Raw genomic sequence first — 21732 nt, 5'->3', positions numbered from 1 at the left:
CCCCGCGTTCAAAAAGTCTGATTGTAGGCGCCGACTTCGGGGCTGCGGCGCAGCACCGCATCGACGGCTTCGAACATCTGCCGGCGCCGCTCGGACGATACCGGGCTCTCCACCACCACCACAAGCTCCGGCTTGTTCGATGATGCCCGCACCAACCCCCATGTACCATCCTCCGCCACGACCCTGACGCCGTTGACGGTGATCAGTTCGCCGATCTTCTGGCCGGCGAAGACCGTGCCCTCGTCCTTCATCTTGCGAAAGTCGCCTACGACGCGCTCGACGACGCCGTATTTGAGCTCGTCGGCGCAGTGTGGCGACATGGTCGGCGTGCCAAAGGTCAGCGGCAGATCGCGATAGAGGTCAGCCATGCTGCTTTGCGGGCTGCGATCCAGCATCTGGCAGATGGCGATGGCCGTGACCAGGCCATCGTCATAGCCGCGGCCGATCGGAGGATTGAAGAAGAAGTGGCCCGATTTCTCAAAACCAGCAACGGCGCCGAGTTCGGCCACCCGCCGCTTGATATAGGAGTGACCGGTCTTCCAATAGTCGGTGACCGCGCCATTCTCCTGCAGCACCTTGTCAGTCATGAACAATCCGGTCGACTTAACGTCGACGACGAAAGTCGAGCCGGGATAGAGGTGCGAAATGTCGCGCGCCAGCATGACGCCGACCTTGTCGGCGAATATCTCGTTGCCTTCATTGTCGACCACGCCGCAGCGATCGCCGTCGCCGTCGAAGCCTAGCCCGACATCGGCGCCCGTTTCCAGCACCTTGTCGCGAATGGCGTGCAGCATCTGCATGTCTTCGGGGTTGGGATTGTAATTGGGAAACGTATGATCGAGCTCGACGTCGAGCGGGATGACCTCGCAGCCGATACTTTCCAGTGCCTCGGGAGCGAAAGCCCCGGCGGTGCCGTTGCCGCAGGCGGCCACCACCTTGAGCTTCCTGGAGATACGCTTTCCCGCGGTCAGATCGTCAAGGTAGGTTTTGCGGAAATCCGCAACGAAGGCGTAGGAGCCATCACCGACAAGGTCGAAATCGCTTGACAGCACGATCGCCTTCAGCGCGCTCATCTCCTCCGGACCGAAGGTCAGCGGACGCGCCGCGCCCATCTTGACGCCGGTCCAGCCATTCTCGTTGTGTGAGGCAGTGACCATGGCGACGGACGGCGTGTCGAGCGCGAACTGGGCGAAATAAGCCATCGGCGACAGGGCAAGCCCGACATCCTTGACCCGTGCGCCGGCCGCCATCAGCCCGGAAACCAGCGCCAGCTTGATGGCAAGCGAATAGGAGCGGAAATCGTGACCGGTGACGATGTCGGGTCCGGCACCCAGGCGACGGATCAGCGTGCCGAGCCCCATGCCGAGCGCCTGGACGCCGATTAGATTGAGTTCCGGCGTTTCGTTCGAGCCGGGATGGCCGAACCACCAGCGCGCATCATATTCGCGAAACCCGGACGGCATGACGAGCGCCGAGGTTTCGAACTCGAATGTGTTTGGTCTGGCATCGCTAACGATCTTCATCGACAAGGCTGCAAACTCCAGGCGGCTGAATCAGGTGCTTCGAGGCAAGTGGACGGTTACCCAGATGCCCTTTAAGCCGTGTTTGTGCGACAGGAAACTGAAACCTGTATGACGTGGCGGCGAAAGCGAAAGAAATGCGACAGAAGCGCTGCCATTGGCGCTTGCAGTAACCAAACTCGGCGGCTATAAGCCCGCGGTCTGGTCACGGAGTGTAGCGCAGCCTGGTAGCGCACATCGTTCGGGACGATGGGGTCGCAGGTTCAAATCCTGCCACTCCGACCAGAAAAAACATTGTCCAACCCGGGAGGCAATGGCTCAGGGCTCGTAGGGGCTCTTCCAAGTTGCGCCTGTACATTCGACAAAAAGAGGTTTGGCCGAGGAGAGGCTACGCGGTGCCCGCAGTGGCATCGGATCGCGGCTATTGCTAACGCATGTTCGTCACCGAAAAAAGCGAGATTTCCAAGGCACCGGAAACCTCCCCCGCTTCGAAACGCCAAATCGTCCCGTGAAGGCCGGCGTGAGATTTACACCTCAGTTGCAACCGGAACATGGGATAGCCCGAGCCACCATTTTGATGCGGCTGTCAGCTACCCTCCGGGAATGCGCCAAGACTCGTCGTCCGGCGGGAAAGCCAAGCCGGCGCGATTCTGCGCCGCCTTTCGCAAGTCTTTGCATCTCACGGCACTATCGTCCATTTTGCTTGTTGCAAAGCCGGTCTTGTCGCCTCTTCTAGTGATCCCCGTCCGCAGGACGAACAACTTCGGAGCAAAAAAGGGGACCATTGTGACGACCCATCATCATGCCCGCACGGGAGCGGTGTCTAGCGCTTCAGGTATGCTGCGCCCTCAACTCGGGCCTGCCGCCGCAGGCAAATATCAGCGCCCGATCTCCAGGGCCGATGCCCGCCGCCTGACTGTCGGTGACATCCTCGCCGCCTATACCGAAGCACGCCAGGCCAAGATTGCCGGTCGCAAGGAATTTCTCGCCAGGATGCGTTTTCTGAACGAATTCTTCGGCACCGAGCCGGTCGCCAACATCAATGGAGATCGCTGCCGCGTCTATGTCGAGCACCGTTCGCGCGAGCGCAATCGGGTAGAGCGTGAGCGAATCGCCAAGCTCAACGCTGCGGCGATGGAGACCCGCCGTGCGTTACTCCCGGCGTGGCGAGACAAGGACTTTACATCAGGCCCGCGTCGCGATCTTGAGGACCTCCGCTCGGCGATCAACTTTTGGGCCAAGGAATACGGTCTCGATCCGAAGCCGTCCGTCACCTTGCCAGACAAACCAGCAGCGCGCGAGCGCTGGCTGACGCGCGAGGAAGCAGCGGGACTGCTGCGCGCGGCATTGCGGCTGCGCCGGAAGCACGGTCAGTACGCTCATCTCTGCCGCTTTATCATTGTGGGGCTCTACACTGGCTGCCGACATCGTTCAATCCTGCAACTCAATTGGGATGGCGAGGCCGCAGAAGCTTGGCCGGACCTAGGCCGCGGCGTGTTCTATTGCAAAGATCAGCACGCGAAAAAAAGCAAGAAATGGCGTCCGCCGACGCGACTGCCGTCACGGCTGATCGCCCATATGCGCCGCTGGAAGCGTATCGATTGCGACTGCGGGCCGGTCGTCCATGACAGCCTGGGCGAACCGACAAAGCGCATCGAGAAGGCGTTCCGCACCTGCCGCGTGGAAGCCGGGCTCGGCGACGATGTCACCCCGAATGTGCTTCGCTATACCCGCGCCATGTGGCCTGTGCTGTGCGACGTCGACATGTGGCGGATCGCCAGCAAGGCTATGCGCTCAGGCGAAATCGCGTGACATCGATGGCCGCGGCCATCAGTGTCTGTGTGTAGGTTGCCTGCGGATTGCTGAAGATCGCCTCGGCCGGCCCCTCCTCGACGATCTTGCCCTGTTTCATGACGATGATGTAGTCGGCCATGGCGCGCACAACGGCGAGATCGTGGCTGATGAACAGATAGGACAGTTCGTGGTCGGCCTGCAGCTTGCGTAGCAATTCGACGATCTGCTTCTGCACGGAGCGGTCCAGCGCCGAGGTCGGCTCGTCCAGCACCACCACTTTAGGCTTGAGTATCATGGCGCGCGCAATGGCGATGCGCTGCCGCTGACCACCGGAGAATTCATGCGGATAGCGGTTGCGCGTGTTCGGGTCGAGCCCGACTTCGAGCAAGGCATCGACCGCGCGGAGATCGCGCTGCCTGCCCGACAGATTGGGCTCATGGACCAGGAGCCCCTCGGTGATGATCTGGCCGACGGTCATGCGTGGCGACAGCGAGCCGAACGGATCCTGGAAAACCAGCTGCAATTCGCGCCGCAGCGGCCTCATCGCCTGGCGGTCGGCGTGGGAAATGTCGCGGTCACCAAGCCGGATGATACCGTCGCTGGGCAGGAGCCGCAGCAAGGCGCGGCCGAGCGTCGATTTTCCCGAGCCGGATTCGCCGACGATGCCGATCGTCTGGTTGCGCTTCAGCCGTATCGAAATGCGATCGACGGCGCGCAGCAGCAGCGGCTCGCCGCCAAGAAATCCGCCGCCGATCTTGAAGGTCACCTCGACGTTTCTGCCTTCAAGCAGGACAGGGGCATTCGGAGGCGGCGGCGCCTTGGTGCCGGTCGGTTCGGCGGCAAGTAGCATCTTGGTGTAGCCGTGCTGCGGGTTGGCGAAGATCGCTTCCGCCTCGCCCTCCTCGACCACCTCGCCATATCGCATCACATAGACCCGATCGGCAAAGCGCCGGACGATGCCGAGATCGTGGGTGATGAAGACGATCGCCATGCCGAGCTTGCGCTGCAATTCGGCGAGCAGCATGAGGATCTGCGCCTGGATGGTGACGTCGAGCGCGGTCGTCGGCTCGTCGGCGATCAGTATGTCGGGGTCGTTGGCCAGCGCCATGGCGATCATGACGCGCTGGCGCTGACCGCCCGACAACTCGTGCGGATAGGATTTCATCCGCCGCTCCGGATCGGGAATATGGACCAGCCGCAGCAGCTTGAGCGCCTCCTCGCGCGCCGCGGCGGCGCCAAGTCCGCGATGCTTGCGGATCGGCTCGATCAGCTGGTTGCCGATCGAATAGAGCGGGTCTAGCGACGTCATCGGCTCCTGGAAGATCATGCTGATCTTGCGGCCGCGGATCTTGTTGAGCTCGGGTTTGCTCAAGGTCAAAAGATTGCGGCCGCGATAATCGACTGTGCCGCTGGCTTCGCCGTTCGAGGCGAGCAGGCTCATCGCCGCCATCATCGTCTGGCTCTTGCCGGAACCGGATTCGCCGACGACGGCGACGGTTTCGCCTGATTTGACGTGGATATTGATGCCCTTCACCGCCTCCACCACACCGTCGAGGGTGCGGAAGCGGACTCGAAGGTCCTTGACGCTGAGAATGGTATCGGAAGCAGCCATCTCAACGATCCTTCGGGTCCAGCGCATCGCGCAGCCCATCGCCGACGAAATTCAGCGCGAACAGCGTGGAGACGAGAAAGAAGGCCGGGAAAAGAAGCAGCCAGTTGGCCGAGCCGATGTTCTGGGCGCCAACCGAGATCAGCACGCCCCAGCTGGTCATCGGCTCCTGGACGCCAAGCCCGAGGAACGACAAAAAACTCTCCAGGATAATGACCTGCGGCACCAGCAGCGTCATGTAGATCACCACCGGCCCGAGCAAATTGGGGATCACATGGCGCAGCAGAATGCCTCGCTGGCCGACGCCCATCGCTTCCGCCGCCTGGACATATTCCTGCCGGCGGATCGACAGCGCTTGTCCGCGAACGATGCGCGCCATGTCGAGCCACAGCACCGCGCCGACCGCCAGGAACATCAGCACGAAGTTCCTGCCGAAGAACACCACCAGCATGATGACGAAGAAGATGAACGGCAAAGAATAAAGCACGTCGACGACACGCATCATCACCTCGTCGACCCTGCCGCCGGCAAGGCCGGCGGTGGCGCCATAGAGCACGCCGATAACCACGGCCACAATGCCGGCAAGCAGGCCGATGGCTAGCGATATGCGCCCGGCCATCAGCGTTCGGGACAGGAGATCGCGGCCGGTATTGTCGGTGCCGAACAGGAAATATTGCTGCTTGATCGAGGCACTCATCACCATTTCGAGACCGTCCGGCGATTTGCTCTCGATCTTTGTGTCATCAAAGGTATCGGAACGATCAAGGTAGCGAATGTTGCGGTCATCGATCGGCTTGGACGATTTGACGGTAACGAACACACGGCTGTCCTCCTGCCGCCACTCCTTGATGTCGACGCGCATACGCCTGATCGCCTCATCGAGAGCGCCTTCGATCATGTCGGCCTTCGGATAGGCGGAGAAGCTCGGCGGCGTACGGACATAGTCGGCATAGATGGTGGTGTATTGGTGCGGCACGAGATAGGGCCCAAACACGCTGATGACGGCGATGAAGGCAAGATAATAGAGGCTGAACATGGCCGCGCGATTGGCCTTGAGGCGCGCCCAGGCGTCACCCCAAAGGGACCGGCCGACGACCGGTGCGGCAACTGCGATATCAGTCATAGCGCACCCTCGGATCGACGACCCCATAGAGGACGTCGACGATCAGGTTGAAGACAATGGTGAAGAGCGCGATGACCACCACCGTCCCCATCACCAGCGTGTAGTCGCGGTTGAGCGCGGCAACGACAAAATGGCGGCCGATGCCCGGGATAGAGAAGATGGTCTCGACGATGACCGAGCCGGTGAGAAGGGCTGCGGCTGCCGGACCGGTGAAGGAGACGATCGGCAGGATGGCGCCGCGCAGCGCATGCTTGACGACGACCGACCAGTCGGACAGGCCGAGAGCGCGCGCGGTGCGGATGTGATGCGAGTGCAGCGATTCGATCATCGAGCCGCGCATCAGGCGGGCAACGATGGCGATCTGCGGCAGAGCGAGCGTCAGTACCGGGCCGACCTTGTTGATGAGGGCTCCATCGCCCCAGCCGCCGATCGGCAGCAGCTTCCAGGTCAATCCGAATACAAGCTGGATTATCGGGGCGATGACGAAGGTTGGTATGGTGCTGCCGGCGGTCGCCAGCGCGATCACCGAATAGTCGGCAAGCTTGTTCTGGTTGAGCGCGGCAACAGTGCCGAGCACGCTGCCGAGGAGCAGCGCCAGAACGAGCGCCGAAGCGCCAAGTTGGATCGAGATCGGCAGGCCTTCCCTGAACAACTCGCCGACGGTGAAATCCGGCATGTTGTAGCTGGGGCCGAAATTGCCGCGCAGAAGATTGCCTAAATAATGGAGGTACTGCAGCCAGAGCGGGTCGTTGAGCCCGAACTGGGCTTCGAGATTGGCCCTGATCTCGGGGCTCAGGCCCCGCTCCTGGTTGAACGGGCCGCCCGGCGCGACGCGTATCAGGAAGAACGCTATAGTCACGATGACGAACAGCGTCGGGATGGCGGTCAGGAGCCGCCGGAAAACGAATCGCAGCATCGATGCCCCGCTTGATCCAGAGCAGCGCGCGTCCGGCTGGACGATTGCGCTCTAGCCTTCAAATCTTCGCACCGACATTGTCGAAAATCGAATCCGGTTCCCGGGCCGATGCGATGGCAAACCGGCGCCGCCGCGCATTGAGTCGCGCGGCGGCCTGGCTAAGGTATCAGTCCTTGCTGATGAAGCGGGACGGATGGATGTCCATCACATTGTCGTCGAAGCCGTGCAGCTTCGAGGAAACGATGTCGTGGTAGCTGTAGTAGAGAAGCGGGATCTCGCCGACGTCGTCGACGAGGATGCGCTCGGCCTCGGCGAGTTCCTTCATGCGCTGGTCGGGCTTGCCGCCGGCGGCGGCGGCCTTGTCCATGGCCGCCTCGAATTTCGGGCTGTTATAGCTCGAATAATTGTTGCCGCTGGCCTTGCGAGATATGCCGAGGAAGGTTTCCGGGTCCTTGTAATCGGCGATCCAGGCGGCACGCGCCACATCGTAGTCGCCCTTCTGCTCGAGGAAGGAGTAGTGGGTCTTGGTGTCGGTGTTGAGCAGCGTGACCTCGACGCCAAGCGGCTTCAACTGTTCCTGGATGGCGACAGCGGTGTTCTTGTGGTTTTCCGAGGTGTTGTAGCGGATCTGCATCTTCAACGGATGCTCGGGTGTATAGCCGAGTTTCTCGAGGATCTTCTTGGCAGCGTCCTCGCGGTCGATCTGCGGCATGTCGGCGTATTTGGCCAGTGCCGGCGTGTAGCCCTGGATACCCGGAGGGACCATCGAATAGCCGGGCAGCATCGAATTCTGCCAGACTTTTTCAGCGAGGAAGTCGCGATCGATCGCCATCGAGATAGCGTTGCGCAGTTCGACGTTGTCCCAAGGCGCCTTGTCGGTCTTGATCGCGTAATAGTAGATGCCGAGATATGGCCCGACACGGACCTGGTCGCCGAATTTGGTCTTGAGATCGGCGAGCTGTTCGGTCGGCAGGTCACCGTAACTGTCGAATTCGCCGGCCTCGAAGCGCTTCATCGCGGACGAGCGATCCTCGGTCGGGATGTAGTTGACCACGTCCAACTTGACGCTGGCGGCGTCCCAGAATTTCGGATTCTTGACCAGCTTCAGATGGTCGTTGGGAATCCACTCTGCCGCTGTAAAGGCCCCGTTCGAGACCAGCTTGCCTGCCTTGATCCAGTCGGCGCCAAGCTTTTCGATAGACGCCTTGTTAACCGGATAGGTCGCCTGATGGGTCAGCATCTCCAGGAAGTAAGGCGTTGGCGCCTTGAGCGTGACTTCGAGGGTATTTGCGTCAATCGCCTTGACGCCCATATCCTCCGGCTTGCCCTTCTTGGTGTTGACTTCCTCGGCACCCTTCACTGGATAGAGCATGGAAGCGTATTCCGCAGCGGTGGCCGGATCTTCCAGCCGACGGAACGAATAAACGAAGTCGTCCGCCGTCACCGGGCTGCCATCCGACCAGAGGCCGTCCTTGCGCAGCTTGAAGGTGTAGACAGTGCCGTCGTCGGACACCGTCCAGCTTTCAGCGGCGCCCGGAATGAGATTCGTCTTCTGGTCATGCATGACGAGGCCCTGGAACAGGTCGCGTATGATATCGGCTTCGTAGACCGTCGAGGTCTTGTGCGGATCGAGCGTCTCCGCTTCGGCGGCGGCTCCGCGGTTGTAGACGGTCTCGGCGAAAGCCGGCGTGTAGAACGTACCGGCGGCCAAGACCATGGTCGTGGCGAGTACCGTCGCCTTCAGCACATGTTTCAGCATGGAGTTCTCCCTAACGACGTCGCCCTTCGGCCACGTCTCTAAGTGTTGACGCCCCGAAACCGATTGGCTGGTTCCTTTCGAGCGCGCAGCCGGTTCCCTTTCCGGCAGCTGGTGGCCAAACAGTAACGTGGAGATTTTTTATTTCAACAGACTCTCGGGGTCACCCAAAGTAAGGGGGCCGGGGCAGTCGTTTTGCGGGCGGCCAATCAATGGTCGAAACCATGAGTTTGACTGGGTTTCCTGGCCAGAACGCCGATCTGGGAAATAATCTGACCGATCTTTTCAGTTTACCGGAATGTATTAATTGGTTCTTAGGCAACCAAGGGTTACAAATTTCGATGGAATCGGCACATCGACCTTGGGTTCCAACGGGCAAGGGCAATGAACAAGATAGACAGTAATACTGTCGCATTGAAGCGTAAAATATTGCGCCACATACGGACGAATCTACGCAAAATTGGAGAAGAGTCCGGAACTTCCGCGGTCGAGTTCGCCCTGCTTTCCCCAATCTTTATCCTTCTTTTGCTCGGAATGGTTGCATATGGTATCTATTTTGGTGCAAGCAACTCCTTGCAGCAAATCGCCGCCGATGCCGCCCGCACCGCAATTGCCGGATTGAATCAAACCGAGCGCCAGGCGCTGGTGGCGAGTTTCGTCAAAAACAATGCCAGTGGATACCCGTTTGTCGATTCCGGCAAGCTGACCTATCAGGCGACGGACAGCACGGCCGACGGAAATCAGTTCGTCGTGTCGATCCAGTACGATGCCAGCAACCTGCCGATCTGGAACCTGTTACCAAGCCTTGCGATGCCGCAAACCACGATGTCGCGCAGATCTACCATCAGGATTGGAGGCATTTGAAATGTCGCAGTTCTTGCTGAGGAGCATCGGGTGGATCGCTCGCTCGATGGTTGGCGACAAGAAGGCGAACTTTGCCGTCATGACGGCGCTGACAGCGCCATTCGCGCTGGGGCTGGCTGCCTTCGCTGTCGACGAAGGTTCGATCTACACGGAGCGCAGGGAAGCCCAGGCGATGACCGATCTGGCGGCGATCACCGCGGCGTCGAACATCAACAATATGGAAGCCGCGGCGGTAACCACGCTCAGTGACAACCGAATGCCCGGCATCATTGTTCAAAAGGCAGGTCAGACAATCGTTCCCACGGTTGGCAAAACCGTCGTGTCGGTCACCGGCGGCCGATACTCAGCGGCGTCCTCCGTTGGTGTCGACAAGCGCTTCGAAGCCGGCAAAACGCCTTACAACGCCGTTCGCGTCACTCTGCGAAAAATCCCCGCCCGGTATTTCGCCAGTTCGCTCATCCCTACTCCGGTTGTCGGCACCGAAGCCATCGCCAGTGTGACCCCGCAAGCGATGTTCTCGGTCGGGTCCAGGCTCCTCAGCGTCAATGGCGGCATCCTCAACGCGCTTCTCAGCAAGTTGCTGGGCGCCAACATTTCGCTCAGCGTCATGGACTACAACGCGCTGATCTCGGCCGATGTAAACGTGCTTTCGTTCGTCGATGCCCTTGCCGTACAGTTGCAACTGACAGGTGTCAGCTATTCCGACGTGCTGGCGTCAAAAGCGACGGTAGGCCAGATCGCGACCGCCATGGCCAATGCGTCCGGGTCGGGCAGCGCCAGCAAACTTGTGCTGCAGACGATCGCGTCGAGGGCCACCAACACGGTCAAGATACCCCTCAGTCATCTTATCGATCTTGGCTCGATCGGCAGGCTCGGCCTCGGACAAAAGTCTCCCGGCTTTTCCGTCGACGCAAGCGCGATGGGCATGCTGGGTGCCGCCGCCTCGCTGGCCAATGGCTCAAACCAGGTCCAGGTCGATCTCGGCGCCACTATTCCGGGACTTACCTCCACCACGCTCGCCATCGCCATCGGTGAACCGATGCAATACTCACCCTGGCTGGCCGTCGGGGAAAAAGGCACCGTGGTGCGCACCGCGCAGACGCGCATCAAGCTGGTCACCACAGTGGGCATCGGCAATTCCAATCTCGGCGGCGGCATCAGCCTGCTGTCCGTCAACCTGCCTCTGCATGTCGAAGTCGCCTATGCGGAAGCCAAGCTAACCGACATCAGCTGCCCGACGGGCCGGCCGGATAGCATCAAGGTTTCGATCGCCGCGCAGCCTGGCGTGGCCTCGCTGCACCTTGCCACCAGCGACGCCGACAACAACCCATCGGCCTTCGCCGATTTCAGCAATCCGCAATCGTTCTCCGATGCCACGATTGCCCAGGTAAGCGTGAAGCTTCTGCTGCTTACCCTCAATCTGCTCGATGTGAAGGGTTCGTCATCACTTGCCATCACCAACAACGATCCGACCACATTGACGTTCGACAGCACCGATATCGCCAACAAGACGATAAAAACTGTCGCCACAAAAAACCTGACGCAATCACTCACGACATCGCTGGTCAGCGGCCTCTCGCTCTCGGTCAATGCACTGGGCCTCGGGCTGGACGTGACGGCCCTGCTCGGAACGGTTAAGCCGGCGGTGGTAACGGTTCTGAACGGCGTGACGGCGCCGGTCGACGAACTGGTCTATAACGTGCTTGCAGCTGTCGGCGTGCATGTCGGCGAGGCCGATGTGCGGGTTGTCGGCGCGACTTGCGGGCGCTCCGTGCTCGTTCAATGAGATAATGAAATAGAGCTCAGCCAATCCGGCCGAGGAAGCAGCCCAGCGGCGGCAGCGACAGCGTTCTTTCCTGCAAGACGCCGGCAGCACCGCCAAGGTCTATCGGCTCTATCGCTTCCAGATCCGGTGGCAATTGCCAGCCGGCCGGCTCGTCGGCGAAATTGAAGACACTGAGCAGCTTTTCGTCACCGCCTTCGCGAATGAAAGCAAGGACGTCGCCTTCGGCATCGAGGAACCGGATCGAGCCTCGAACCAGCACCGGATGCTGCTTGCGCAAGGCCAGCATCGCACGGTAGCTCGCCAGGACGGAGGTTTGCTCGCCATCCTGGACGTCGACCGCCTGGGCGCGATGGCTTGCCGGGACCGGAAGCCACGGCTTGCCCGTCGAAAAGCCGGCATTGTCGGCGCCAGCCTCCCAGACCATCGGCGTTCGGCACCCATCCCGCCCCTTGATCCCCGGCCAGAAGCGGATGCCGAAAGGATCGCGCAAATCCTCGAACGCCAGTTCGGCCTCCTCCAGCCCGAGTTCTTCGCCCTGGTAGAGGCAGATCGATCCGCGCAGGCAGGAAAGCAGCACGATCGAGAATTTCGCCACCCTGTCCGGATCGCCGCCCGGCCTTTTCCATCGACTGACATGGCGCACGACATCGTGATTGGAGAACGCCCAGCAAACCCAGCCGTCGAATACCTTACTCTCGAAGGCCTCGACACAGCCACGCACATGCGACGCCGAGAATTGCGGGCCGAGCAAGTCGAACGTGTAGGACATTTGGAGCTTGTCGCCACCGCCGGTATAGGCGGCGAGTGTCTGCAAGGAACGCGTTTCGTCGCCAATCTCGCCGACAGCGGCGCGGCCTTCATATTCGTCAAGCAAGGCCCGGAAGCGCCTTAGGAAAGCAAGGTTTTCCGGCTGGCTCTTGTCGAACAGATGCTCCTGATAGAGATAGGGGCTGGTTGCCGTATTGGTGCCGGCGACGCTTTCCGCCAAAGGCGGGTTGCTGCGCAGCCAGCGGTCGTGGACGTAATAGTTGACCGTATCCAGCCGGAAACCGTCGACGCCGCGCTCGAGCCAGAACCGCACCGTTTCCAGCAAGGCGTCCTGCACCTGTGGGTTGTGGAAATTCAGGTCCGGCTGCGAGGCGAGGAAATTGTGCAGGTAATATTGCCTGCGCGTTGCGTCCCATTCCCAGGCCGGGCCGCCGAAAAGCGACAGCCAATTGTTGGGGGCGGTGCCGTCGGGCTTCGCATCGGCCCAGACGTACCAGTCGGCCTTGGGGTTGTCGTGGCTCGTGCGGCTTTCGACGAACCATTCGTGCCGATCCGACGAATGCGACAAGACCTGATCGATGATCACCTTCAGGCCGAGCCGGTGCGCCTCCGCAATCAGTGCGTCGAAATCCTCTAATGTGCCGAACATCGGATCGACGGCGCAGTAATCCGAAACGTCGTAACCCATATCGGCCATTGGCGACTTGAAAAAAGGCGACAGCCAAACGGCGTCGGCACCGAGCGATGCGACATGGGCCAGCCTCGAGGTGATGCCGCTGAGATCGCCGCTGCCGTCGCCTGTCGTGTCCTGGAAGGAGCGCGGGTAGATCTGGTAGATGACGCAGCCGCGCCACCATTCGGCATTGTCAGCCATCATGGCTCTCCCCTGCGCCCGCACACGCTGTCCTGCTTTCGATCATGAACAGGACTGTTCGCCCAGGCACCGGCCGCGAGATATCGCTACTATCCGGTTCGATAGCTGGGCGCCAATGAAAACCCGCCCGTTCCGGCAGCGTGAACGTGCAGGCCCGGCGGTCGCCGTTGATGATCACGGCAAGGCGACTGTTCTCACCGCTACCGAGAACCATGACCAGCCGGTGCCGCCTGGCATCGTCCCAGGCTGCCTCTTCGAACGGCACGCCGGTTTCCGTCAGCCAGGCTACGTCTGGGATTTCCGAACCCGCAGGCTGTTCTCCGGTCAGGAATGCTGTGTCCAAGAGCGCCGGCACGGCGCGACGCATCCTGGCGAGCAGAGCCGTATGATGCTCGAGCGCCAGGTCGCGCCCGGCCCAGTCGAGCCAGGTGATGTCATTGTCCTGCGCGTAGGCGTTGTTGTTGCCGCGCTGCGTGCGGCCGAACTCGTCGCCGGCCGTCAGCATGATCGTGCCGCGCGAGGCAAAGAGCGTCGCCAGCAGCGCGCGCTGGTCATCGAAACGGGCCGTAACGATTGACTGGTCGCTGGTCTCGCCCTCGACGCCATCGTTCCAGGACAGGTTGTCGTCGTGACCATCGCGGTTCAGTTCGCCATTGGCCTCGTTGTGCTTGTGCCCATAGGCGACGATATCGGCCAGCGTCATGCCGTCATGCGCGGCGATGAAGTTGATGCTGCGGCTCGTTGTCTGGCCTGCTTTGGCAAAGACGTCGGACGAACCGGCAAGCCGCGTCGCCAGGGCACCGATCATGCCGCCGTCGCCGCGCCAGAAGCGGCGGATATCGTCGCGGTATTTGTCGTTCCATTCGAGGAAGGGCGGCGGAAAATTGCCGAGCTGATAGCCATCCGGTCCGATATCCCAAGGCTCGGCGATCAGCACCCGGTCGCCAAGAACAGGGTCGTTGCGAATGGCGTTCAGCAGCGGCGCATCGGCGTCGAAAACGCCGTCGACGCGGCCGAGGATCGGCGCCAGGTCGAAGCGGAATCCGTCGACACCGGCGCGCTGGACAAAGTGGCGAAGCGTGTGGAGGACCATTTCCCGGACGACCGGATGCTCGCAGGCGAGCGTATTGCCGGTTCCGGTGTCATTGACCAGAGCGCCGTCCGGCTCGTGCCGATAATAGGCGCGGCTGTCGAGCCCGCGCAGCGACAATGTCGGGCCGAGCCGGTCGCTTTCGCCGGTGTGGTTGAACACCAGGTCGAGAATGGTGCCGATGCCGGCCTCGCGCAGCGCGGCGACCGTTCCGCGCAACTCGGCCAGACCGCCGGGCGCCAGTCGCGGATCGAGCGCTATGAAGGTCACGGGATTATAACCCCAGGCGTTGCGCAGACCGAGCGGCGGTAAATGCCGTTCGTCGATCGATGCAGTCACCGGCATCAACTCAATGGCTGCCACGCCGAGTTTTTGCAGATGCTCGACAACGAGGGGGTGAGCGAGCGCTGCAATGGTGCCGCGTTGCTTCTCGGGAATGTCGGGATGCAGCTTTGTGAAGGCGCGTACCGGCACTTCGTAGATAAGGCCGCCGGGCCGAAACAGCGGCGGCAAGGCGGGCAAGGGTTCCGGCAAGGCGCCGGCGATGGCTTTCGGCATCAGCGGCGCCGTGTCGGCCCCCTCGCCTCGGCGCGCGGCGAGCCGGCCGTCATAGGCATAGGGCCTGTCGATCTCGACGGCATAGGGATCGGCCAGCAGCTTGTCGGGATCGAACCAGAGACCGTGTTCCGGCGCGTAGTCGCCATCGGCGCGGAACCCGTATCGGGTCCCGGCGGCGAGACCGGCAACAAAAAGTGCATGGACGCCCTCGTCTTCCGACTGGAGTTCCAGCCGGTCGACTTCGCGGTTGCCGTGTTCGTCGAAAATCGAAACCCAGATGCGCCGAGCCGACGAGGACCATGCGGCGAAGCGGATACCGCCCTCCCCGGCAAGCCCGCCAAATCGCGGACGATAGCCGGCGGATAGTCCCGACGACATCAGGTGATGACGCTCGGCTTGGCGCGGCCGGTATGGCTGCGAATCCCGGCAATGTCGTCGGCCGCCGCGATCAGATCGGCAAGCGCCTCCTGGGTGTCGAGATCGTGGCGGTTCTTGTCCGGCTCGTAGCGCTCGACATAAAGCCGCAGCGTCGCGCCCGAGGTGCCGGTGCCGGACAGGCGGAAGACGACGCGTGAGCCGCCTTCGAACAACACCCTGATGCCCTGGTTCTTGCTGACCGAGCCGTCGACCGGATCGTGATAGGCGAAATCATCAGCGCTGGCGATCGTCATGCCGCGCACGCTGGTGCCAGGCAGCGAGCCGAGCTTGGCGCGCAACTCGCCGACAAGCGCGTTGGCACGATCGGTCTCGACCTCCTCGTAGTCGTGGCGCGAATAATAGTTACGGCCATAGGCCGCCCAATGCTGGGTGACGATCTGCTTGGCGCTTTCGCCGCGAACGGCAAGGATGTTGAGCCATAAAAGCACAGCCCACAGGCCGTCCTTTTCGCGGACATGGTTGGAGCCGGTCCCCGCACTCTCCTCGCCACAGATCGTTGCCATGCCGGCATCGAGCAGATTGCCGAAAAATTTCCAGCCGGTCGGCGTCTCGTAGATGCCGATGCCGAGCTTTTCGGCGACCCGGTCGGCAGCACCGCTGGTCGGCATCGAGCGGGCGATGCCTTTCAGCCCGGCCTTGTAGCCCGGCGCCAGATGGGCGTTGGCGGCGAGCATCGCCACCGAATCCGACGGGGTGATGAAAATTCCCTTGCCGATAATCAGGTTGCGGTCACCGTCGCCATCCGAGGCGGCGCCAAAGTCTGGCGCATCCGGCCCCATCATCTCGTCGTAGAGGTGTTTTGCGTGCACCAGATTGGGATCGGGATGATGGCCGCCGAAATCCGGCAGCGGAATGAAATTGCGGGCGGTGCCGTTGGGCGCGCCGAGCCGGTTTTCGAGGATCTCCTTGGCGTAGGGGCCGGTCACCGCATGCATGGCGTCGAAGCGCATGCGGAAGCCCGACCTGAACAGCGCCCGCAATGCGTCAAAATCGAACAGGCTTTCCATCAGTTCGGCATAGTCGGCGACAGGATCGATGATTTCGACGGTCATGTCCCCCGTCTTGACCGTGCCGATCGTGTCGATGTCGACCTGCCCGATATCGGCGATCTTGAAGCTTGAAATCGCCTTGGTTTTTTCGAAGATCGCGTCGGTCAGCTTTTCCGGCGCTGGGCCGCCATTGCCGGCATTGTACTTGATGCCGAAATCCTCATGCGGGCCACCCGGATTGTGGCTGGCCGACAGGATGATGCCGCCAAAGGTCTTGTATTTGCGGATGACATGCGAAGCGGCCGGCGTCGACAAGATGCCGCCCTGCCCGACCATCACCTTGCCGAAGCCGTTTGCCGCGGCCATGGCGATGGCCTTCTGGATGACCTCGCGGTTGTAGAAGCGGCCGTCGCCGCCGATCACCAGGGTTTTGCCCTCGAACCCGTCCAGCGCATCGAAGATCGACTGGATGAAGTTCTCGGCATAGTGCTCCTGCTGGAACACCGGGACTTTCTTGCGCAGCCCGGAGGTGCCGGGCTTCTGGTCGGGATAAGGTTTGGTGGCGACGGTGCGGATCATCAGTCAGGCAGCCCTTTTCGAAAGCAGCAAGCGATAGAGTTGGACATATTTTTCGGCGCTTTTGTCCCACGAAACGTCGGCCTTCATGCCTTGCCGCTGCATCGACGTCCACACTGCGGGATTGGCACGCGCCTCGACAAGGCGGCGGACGGCGTGCAGCAAGGCGCCGGCATTGGCGGGCGCAAACTGGAAACCGGTCGCCACGCCGGCAGAGATGGCGGCTTCGTTGGCATCGATGATCGTGTCGGCAAGGCCGCCGGTGCGCGCGACGACCGGCACGCAGCCATAGCGCAGGCCGTAAAGCTGTGTCAGCCCGCAAGGTTCGAAGCGCGATGGGATAATGATTGCGTCGCAGCCGCCCTGCATGGTGTGGGAGAGTCCCTCGTCATAGCCGACGACGACGCCGATGCGGCCGCGATGGCGGGCTGCGGCGGCAAGCAACGCGCCTTCCAGCCCAGCGTCGCCGGAGCCGAGGATCGCCAGCCGTGCACCTGCCGCGACGATGCCGTCGATGGCCGCAGCCAGTATGTCCATGCCCTTTTGCCAGGTCAGCCGGCTGACGACGCAGACGATCGGGCTGTCATCGCGATCGAGGCTGAAACGGTCCTCGACCGCGGCCTTGTTGGGCATTCGCGCCTTGAGCGTCTTTGCGGTGTAGTTGGAGACCAGATGCTTGTCGGTTTCCGGGTTCCAGATCTCGGTATCGATGCCGTTGACGATGCCATGGAGATCGACGGAGCGCATGTTGATCAGGCCGTCGAGGCCCATGCCGAATTCGGGCAAGCGGATTTCCTGCGCATAGGTCGGGCTGACCGTGGTGATCGCCCACGCCGCCTGCAGGCCGGCCTTGAGGAAGCCGACGCCGCCGTAATATTCGACGCCGTCGAGCGCCATCGCCGCCGCCGGCAGGCCAAGCTCGCCAAAGATGCCGGCGCCGAACTGGCCTTGGAAGGCGAGGTTGTGCACGGTGATCATCGACGGCGTGCCGACCGCCTTGCCGTAGCGCATGTAGGCAAGCGTCATTGCCGACTGCCAGTCATGGGCATGGACGATATCGGGCAGGTAGCCCGAGATCGCACCGCCGGCAATATCACCGCCTACCTGGCTCAAGGCCGCGAACCGGCGCCAATTGTCCGGCCAGTCGGCGCCTGTCGCGTTGCCGTATGGGCCGCCGGGACGGTCGAAAAGATGCGGCGCGTCAAGCACGAACAGGTCGAGCCCGGCGATCTGGGCGGCATACACCGAAGCCTTGCCGCCCTGCAGCAATGGATATTGCTGAACCGGCTTCTTTTTCCTGAAGGCGCCCATCACCTGAGGATAGCCGGGGACGAGCGTGCGCATGGTGACGCCCTTGCCGGCCAATGCCACGGGCAAGGCGCCGGTCACGTCGGCGAGCCCGCCCGTCTTGACCAGCGGAAAGATCTCGGGCGCCACCGACAGAACCTGCATGCACTACGATCCCAGCCTGTTGATCATGTCCTGCGTGACGAGGCAGATGCCTTTTTCCGAAACGCGGAAACGCTTGGCGTCGAGGACGGGATCCTCGCCGACCACCAGACCCTCCGGGATCCTGACGCCGTGATCGATGACCACGCGCTTCAGCCTGGCGTTGCGGCCGACATGGACGTCCGGCAGCATGACGACCTCCTCCAGCGTCGAATAGGAATTGATGCGCGCGCCGGTGAAGATCAGGCTTCGCTTCAGCGAAGCGCCCGAAACGATGCAATCGCCCGACACGAGAGACGACACGGCCGACCCGCGGCGGCCATCCTCGTCATGCACGAATTTTGCCGGCGGCTTCAACTCGGCATAGGTCCAGATCGGCCAATCGCGGTCGTAAAGGTCGAGTTCCGGCGTGATGTCGGTCAGGTCGATATTGGCCTCCCAATAGGCGTCGACCGTGCCGACGTCGCGCCAATAGGCCTCGTTCTCGGCGGTCGAGCGCACGCAGGATTTGGCAAAACGATGGGCGATCGCCTTTCCGTGCTCGACGATGTAGGGGATGATGTCCTTGCCGAAGTCGCGGCTCGAGCCGGGCTCCGCCGCATCGCGACGCAATTGCTCCATCAGGAATTTGGTCTTGAACACATAGATGCCCATCGAGGCCAGCGCGAAATCCGGTTTGTCGGGAATGCCCGGCGGATCGGCGGGCTTTTCGATGAAGGAGATGATGGTGTCCTTGGGATCGACATGCATGACGCCGAAGCCGGTGGCTTCCATGCGTGGCACTTCGAGGCAGCCGACGGTGACGTCGGCGCCGGCCTCGACATGCTGGCGCAGCATCATTTCGTAGTCCATCTTGTAGATGTGGTCGCCGGCCAGGATGACCATGTATTCCGGCCCGTAGGCCTCGATGATGTCGATGTTCTGGTAAACGGCGTCGGCCGTGCCCTCATACCATTGCGTTTCCGATACACGCTGGCTGGCAGGCAGGATGTCGAAACTCTCGTTGCGCTCGGGCCGCAGGAAGTTCCAGCCGCGCTGCAGATGGCGGATCAGCGAATGCGCCTTGTACTGGGTGGCGACGCCGAGGCGGCGGATACCGGAATTGAGCGCATTGGAGAGCGCGAAATCGATGATGCGGGTCTTGCCGCCAAAATAGACCGCCGGCTTGGCGCGGCGGTCGGTCAGTTCCTTGAGCCGGCTGCCACGGCCGCCTGCCAGCACATAAGCCATGGCGTCGCGTGCCAGCGGCTGTGTTCGTTTTATTTCAGCCATTCCTATCCTCCCAGGTTAGATGCTCCAGACATAGCTCAGTCCGGGACGAATTCGAGCATGATCGTCGACAGCGGCGGCAAAAGCATCGTCGCCGAAATCCCTCCCCCTTCCGCCCGAGCCTCGACGACGCCGCTATTGCCCTTGCCGGAACCGCCATAATCCGTGGCATCGGTGTTGATGATCTCGCGCCATTTTCCGGCCTGCGGCAACGGCACGCGGTAATTGTCGCGCGGCACCGGCGTGAAGTTGGAAATGACGGCGACCGGGTTGCCGCCCGGCGCGCTGCGCAGCCAGGCAAAGACCGAGTTCGCGCTGTCGTCGACGATCAGCCAGGAAAAGCCCTCCGGCTCGCAGTCGCGGGCATGCAGCGCGGGGCGCGAGCGGTAGAGATAGTTGAGATCGCGCACCGTCTGCCAGACGCCACGGTGGAACCGGAAATCGAGCAGGTTCCAGTCGAGCGCGCGCGCCTCGCTCCACTCGCGGCGCTGTGCGAACTCCTGGCCCATGAACAACAGCTTCTTGCCAGGATAACCCCACATGAAGGCGTAGTAGGCCCGCAGCGTCGCGAATTTCTGCCAGTCGTCGCCGGCCATCTTGTTGAGCAGCGTGCCTTTGCCGTGCACCACCTCGTCATGGGACAGCGGCAGCACAAAATTCTCGCTGAAAGCGTAGACCAGGCCGAAGGTGATGTCGTTGTGGTGATGCTTGCGGAAGATCGGCTCCTTGGAGAAATACTCCAAAGTGTCATGCATGAAACCCATGTTCCACTTGAAACCGAAGCCCAGTCCGCCTTCATGCACCGGCTGCGAGACTTTCGGCCACGAGGTCGATTCCTCGGCGATGGTCATCACACCTGGATGGTGGCCGTAGACCTCCTTGTTCATCCGCTGCAGGAAGCTGACCGCTTCGAGGTTCTCTCGCCCGCCCTTCTCGTTGGGAATCCATTCACCGGCCTTGCGCGAATAATCGAGATAAAGCATCGAGGCGACCGCATCGACGCGCAGTCCGTCGACGTGATATTTCTCGGCCCAGAACAGCGCATTGTTGACCAGGAACGAAATCACTTCGCGACGGCCGAAATTGTAGATCGCTGTGTTCCAGTCGGGATGGAAGCCCTTGCGCGGATCGGCATGTTCGTAGAGCGCGGTACCGTCGAACTTTGCCAGACCGTGTTCGTCAACCGGGAAATGCGCCGGCACCCAGTCAAGGATGACGCCGATGCCTGCACGGTGGGCGCCGTCGACGAAGCGGGCAAAACCGTCCGGATCGCCAAAGCGGGCAGTCGGCGCATAAAGACCCGTCGTCTGGTAGCCCCAGGACGGGTCATAAGGGTGTTCGGAGATCGGCATGAATTCGATGTGGGTAAAACCGGTCTCGACCACGTAAGGGATCAGCCTCTCGGCGAGCTCGTCCCACGACAGGAAGCTGCCGTCGTCGTGAAGCCGCCATGACCCGGCATGGACCTCGTAGATCGATACGGCTTCGCGCCTGTGGTCGGCATTGCGCCAGTAGTTCCGGTGCGCCTCGTCGCCCCATTCGTGCGCCGGCGGCAGCGCCGTCACCGAGGCGGTGGCCGGGCGCAGTTCGGACTTGAAGGCGAACGGATCGGCTTTGAGCGGCAATCTCACGCCATCCGGCCCGATGATTTCATATTTATATGGGCGGCCAGCGCCGATGTCGGGAATGAACAGCTCCCAGATGCCGGTGTCGCGGCGGACGCGCATGGTATGCCTGCGGCCGTCCCACTCGTTGAAGTCGCCGACCACCGAGACGCGCCTTGCATTGGGCGCCCACACCGCAAAATGCACACCCGATGCACCTTCATGGTCGATGAGATGGGCGCCGAGCTTGTCGAACAGCCTGAGATGCGACCCTTCGGCGATGTAATAATCGTCCAGCGGGCCGAGCACGGGACCGAAGGAATATGGATCGGTCAGCCACCAGTCACCGCCGGAATTCCTGGCGTGATAGCGCAGCGGCTGGCGTTTGCGCAGCGACAGTTTGCCTTCGAAGAAACCGCGGTCGTCGCGTCTCGACAGCTCGCCGGCCTTCTTGCCGGTCAGCGTATAGGCGGTGACGAACTCGGCATGAGGGACGAAGCAGCGGGCGACAAAGCCCTTTCCCGCCTCATGCACGCCAAGCACGGCAAACGGATCGCCGTGCGTGCCGGCGACAATCGCCGCGACATCGCCGGCTGGCGCCAGTCCGTCCGGCCCGCTTGTCGCAACGGTCGCGCGCGGCTTGCTCATCAGGCAGTGACCCTCCCCGGGCACCAAGTGTATGTTTCTAGTGAAGTTTTGAGTTCGACAGTCGCCATGCCGCCTTACCCTCCAAGGGATGCGAGGGTCAA

At 61.8% G+C, this 21732-nt stretch carries 14 protein-coding genes and 1 tRNA gene; 4 read left to right on the top strand and 11 right to left on the bottom strand.

The window, feature by feature from the left end; translation table 11 throughout:
* Positions 1-8: 8 nt before the first annotated feature.
* Positions 9-1523 carry a phosphomannomutase/phosphoglucomutase gene (locus NKH59_RS20940; RefSeq protein WP_502893782.1) on the bottom strand — a complete coding sequence of 505 codons (1515 nt, stop codon included), beginning with the start codon at positions 1521-1523 and terminating at the stop codon, positions 9-11.
* 205 nt (positions 1524-1728) lie between these two features.
* Between NKH59_RS20940 and NKH59_RS20935 the strand changes: the two genes are divergently transcribed.
* Positions 1729-1805: transfer RNA gene (locus NKH59_RS20935), tRNA-Pro, on the top strand.
* Positions 1806-2192: 387 nt separating this feature from the next.
* Positions 2193-3332, top strand: coding sequence for a site-specific integrase (locus tag NKH59_RS20930; RefSeq protein ID WP_353022916.1), 1140 nt, complete (start codon positions 2193-2195; stop codon positions 3330-3332).
* On the opposite strand, the gene NKH59_RS20925 is transcribed toward NKH59_RS20930, so the two are convergent.
* The 4 genes from NKH59_RS20925 to NKH59_RS20910 form a co-directional block, all read right to left on the bottom strand.
* A complete protein-coding gene (locus NKH59_RS20925; protein WP_352503453.1) occupies positions 3307-4926 on the bottom strand; it encodes an ABC transporter ATP-binding protein in 1620 nt (539 codons plus the stop codon). The genes NKH59_RS20930 and NKH59_RS20925 overlap by 26 nt on opposite strands.
* A 1-nt stretch (position 4927) precedes the next feature.
* Complete coding sequence (locus NKH59_RS20920; protein ID WP_353022914.1) at positions 4928-6046, bottom strand: ABC transporter permease; 1119 nt, start codon at positions 6044-6046, stop codon at positions 4928-4930.
* A complete protein-coding gene (locus tag NKH59_RS20915; protein WP_352470962.1) occupies positions 6039-6962 on the bottom strand; it encodes an ABC transporter permease subunit in 924 nt (307 codons plus the stop codon). The genes NKH59_RS20920 and NKH59_RS20915 overlap by 8 nt, the downstream gene beginning before the upstream one ends.
* A 166-nt stretch (positions 6963-7128) precedes the next feature.
* Entirely contained in the window at positions 7129-8721 is a 1593-nt protein-coding gene (locus NKH59_RS20910; protein ID WP_352771877.1) for a peptide ABC transporter substrate-binding protein, read from the bottom strand.
* Between the two features lie 381 nt (positions 8722-9102).
* Between NKH59_RS20910 and NKH59_RS20905 the strand changes: the two genes are divergently transcribed.
* Positions 9103-9582, top strand: a complete 480-nt coding sequence (locus tag NKH59_RS20905; protein ID WP_084641571.1) for a TadE family protein — start codon at positions 9103-9105, stop codon at positions 9580-9582.
* Position 9583: 1 nt separating this feature from the next.
* Positions 9584-11368 carry a pilus assembly protein TadG-related protein gene (locus tag NKH59_RS20900; protein ID WP_353022913.1) on the top strand — a complete coding sequence of 595 codons (1785 nt, stop codon included), beginning with the start codon at positions 9584-9586 and terminating at the stop codon, positions 11366-11368.
* Between the two features lie 16 nt (positions 11369-11384).
* Here NKH59_RS20900 and bglA read toward each other — a convergent pair whose 3' ends face one another.
* From bglA to glgB, 6 genes are read right to left on the bottom strand one after another with little or no spacing between them, the layout of a single operon-like run.
* Positions 11385-13013 carry a beta-galactosidase BglA gene (gene bglA, locus NKH59_RS20895; RefSeq protein WP_352972281.1) on the bottom strand — a complete coding sequence of 543 codons (1629 nt, stop codon included), beginning with the start codon at positions 13011-13013 and terminating at the stop codon, positions 11385-11387.
* Positions 13003-15036 carry a glycogen debranching protein GlgX gene (gene glgX / locus NKH59_RS20890; RefSeq protein ID WP_352972283.1) on the bottom strand — a complete coding sequence of 678 codons (2034 nt, stop codon included), beginning with the start codon at positions 15034-15036 and terminating at the stop codon, positions 13003-13005. Before glgX ends, bglA begins: the two co-directional genes overlap by 11 nt.
* Positions 15036-16664, bottom strand: a complete 1629-nt coding sequence (locus NKH59_RS20885; RefSeq protein ID WP_353022911.1) for an alpha-D-glucose phosphate-specific phosphoglucomutase — start codon at positions 16662-16664, stop codon at positions 15036-15038. Before NKH59_RS20885 ends, glgX begins: the two co-directional genes overlap by 1 nt.
* A 3-nt stretch (positions 16665-16667) precedes the next feature.
* Positions 16668-18113, bottom strand: a complete 1446-nt coding sequence (gene glgA / locus NKH59_RS20880; protein WP_352832930.1) for a glycogen synthase GlgA — start codon at positions 18111-18113, stop codon at positions 16668-16670.
* 3 nt (positions 18114-18116) lie between these two features.
* Positions 18117-19382 (bottom strand): glucose-1-phosphate adenylyltransferase, encoded by a 1266-nt coding sequence (gene glgC, locus NKH59_RS20875; protein WP_352490794.1) that lies wholly within the window; start codon positions 19380-19382, stop codon positions 18117-18119.
* A gap of 35 nt (positions 19383-19417) precedes the next feature.
* Positions 19418-21631: a 1,4-alpha-glucan branching protein GlgB gene (glgB, locus tag NKH59_RS20870; RefSeq protein ID WP_352871592.1), complete on the bottom strand. Its 2214-nt coding sequence runs from the start codon at positions 21629-21631 to the stop codon at positions 19418-19420.
* Positions 21632-21732: the final 101 nt, after the last annotated feature.

The organism is Mesorhizobium sp. M0998, from assembly GCF_040318885.1.
Classification (GTDB): domain Bacteria; phylum Pseudomonadota; class Alphaproteobacteria; order Rhizobiales; family Rhizobiaceae; genus Mesorhizobium.
Note: the sequence above shows the minus strand (reverse complement) of the source record. Positions and strands in the feature narration are given on the sequence as shown.

Excerpts from the sequence above, each read along its gene's own strand:
- NKH59_RS20940 (WP_502893782.1), bottom strand. The coding sequence starts at position 1,523 with ATGAAGATCGTTAGCGATGCCAGACCAAACACATTCGAGTTCGAAACC.
- NKH59_RS20925 (WP_352503453.1), bottom strand. The coding sequence starts at position 4,926 with ATGGCTGCTTCCGATACCATTCTCAGCGTCAAGGACCTTCGAGTCCGC.
- NKH59_RS20920 (WP_353022914.1), bottom strand. The coding sequence starts at position 6,046 with ATGACTGATATCGCAGTTGCCGCACCGGTCGTCGGCCGGTCCCTTTGG.
- NKH59_RS20915 (WP_352470962.1), bottom strand. The coding sequence starts at position 6,962 with ATGCTGCGATTCGTTTTCCGGCGGCTCCTGACCGCCATCCCGACGCTG.
- NKH59_RS20910 (WP_352771877.1), bottom strand. The coding sequence starts at position 8,721 with ATGCTGAAACATGTGCTGAAGGCGACGGTACTCGCCACGACCATGGTC.
- NKH59_RS20905 (WP_084641571.1), top strand. The coding sequence starts at position 9,103 with ATGAACAAGATAGACAGTAATACTGTCGCATTGAAGCGTAAAATATTG.
- NKH59_RS20900 (WP_353022913.1), top strand. The coding sequence starts at position 9,584 with ATGTCGCAGTTCTTGCTGAGGAGCATCGGGTGGATCGCTCGCTCGATG.
- bglA (WP_352972281.1), bottom strand. The coding sequence starts at position 13,013 with ATGATGGCTGACAATGCCGAATGGTGGCGCGGCTGCGTCATCTACCAG.
- glgX (WP_352972283.1), bottom strand. The coding sequence starts at position 15,036 with ATGTCGTCGGGACTATCCGCCGGCTATCGTCCGCGATTTGGCGGGCTT.
- NKH59_RS20885 (WP_353022911.1), bottom strand. The coding sequence starts at position 16,664 with ATGATCCGCACCGTCGCCACCAAACCTTATCCCGACCAGAAGCCCGGC.
- glgA (WP_352832930.1), bottom strand. The coding sequence starts at position 18,113 with ATGCAGGTTCTGTCGGTGGCGCCCGAGATCTTTCCGCTGGTCAAGACG.
- glgC (WP_352490794.1), bottom strand. The coding sequence starts at position 19,382 with ATGGCTGAAATAAAACGAACACAGCCGCTGGCACGCGACGCCATGGCT.
- glgB (WP_352871592.1), bottom strand. The coding sequence starts at position 21,631 with ATGAGCAAGCCGCGCGCGACCGTTGCGACAAGCGGGCCGGACGGACTG.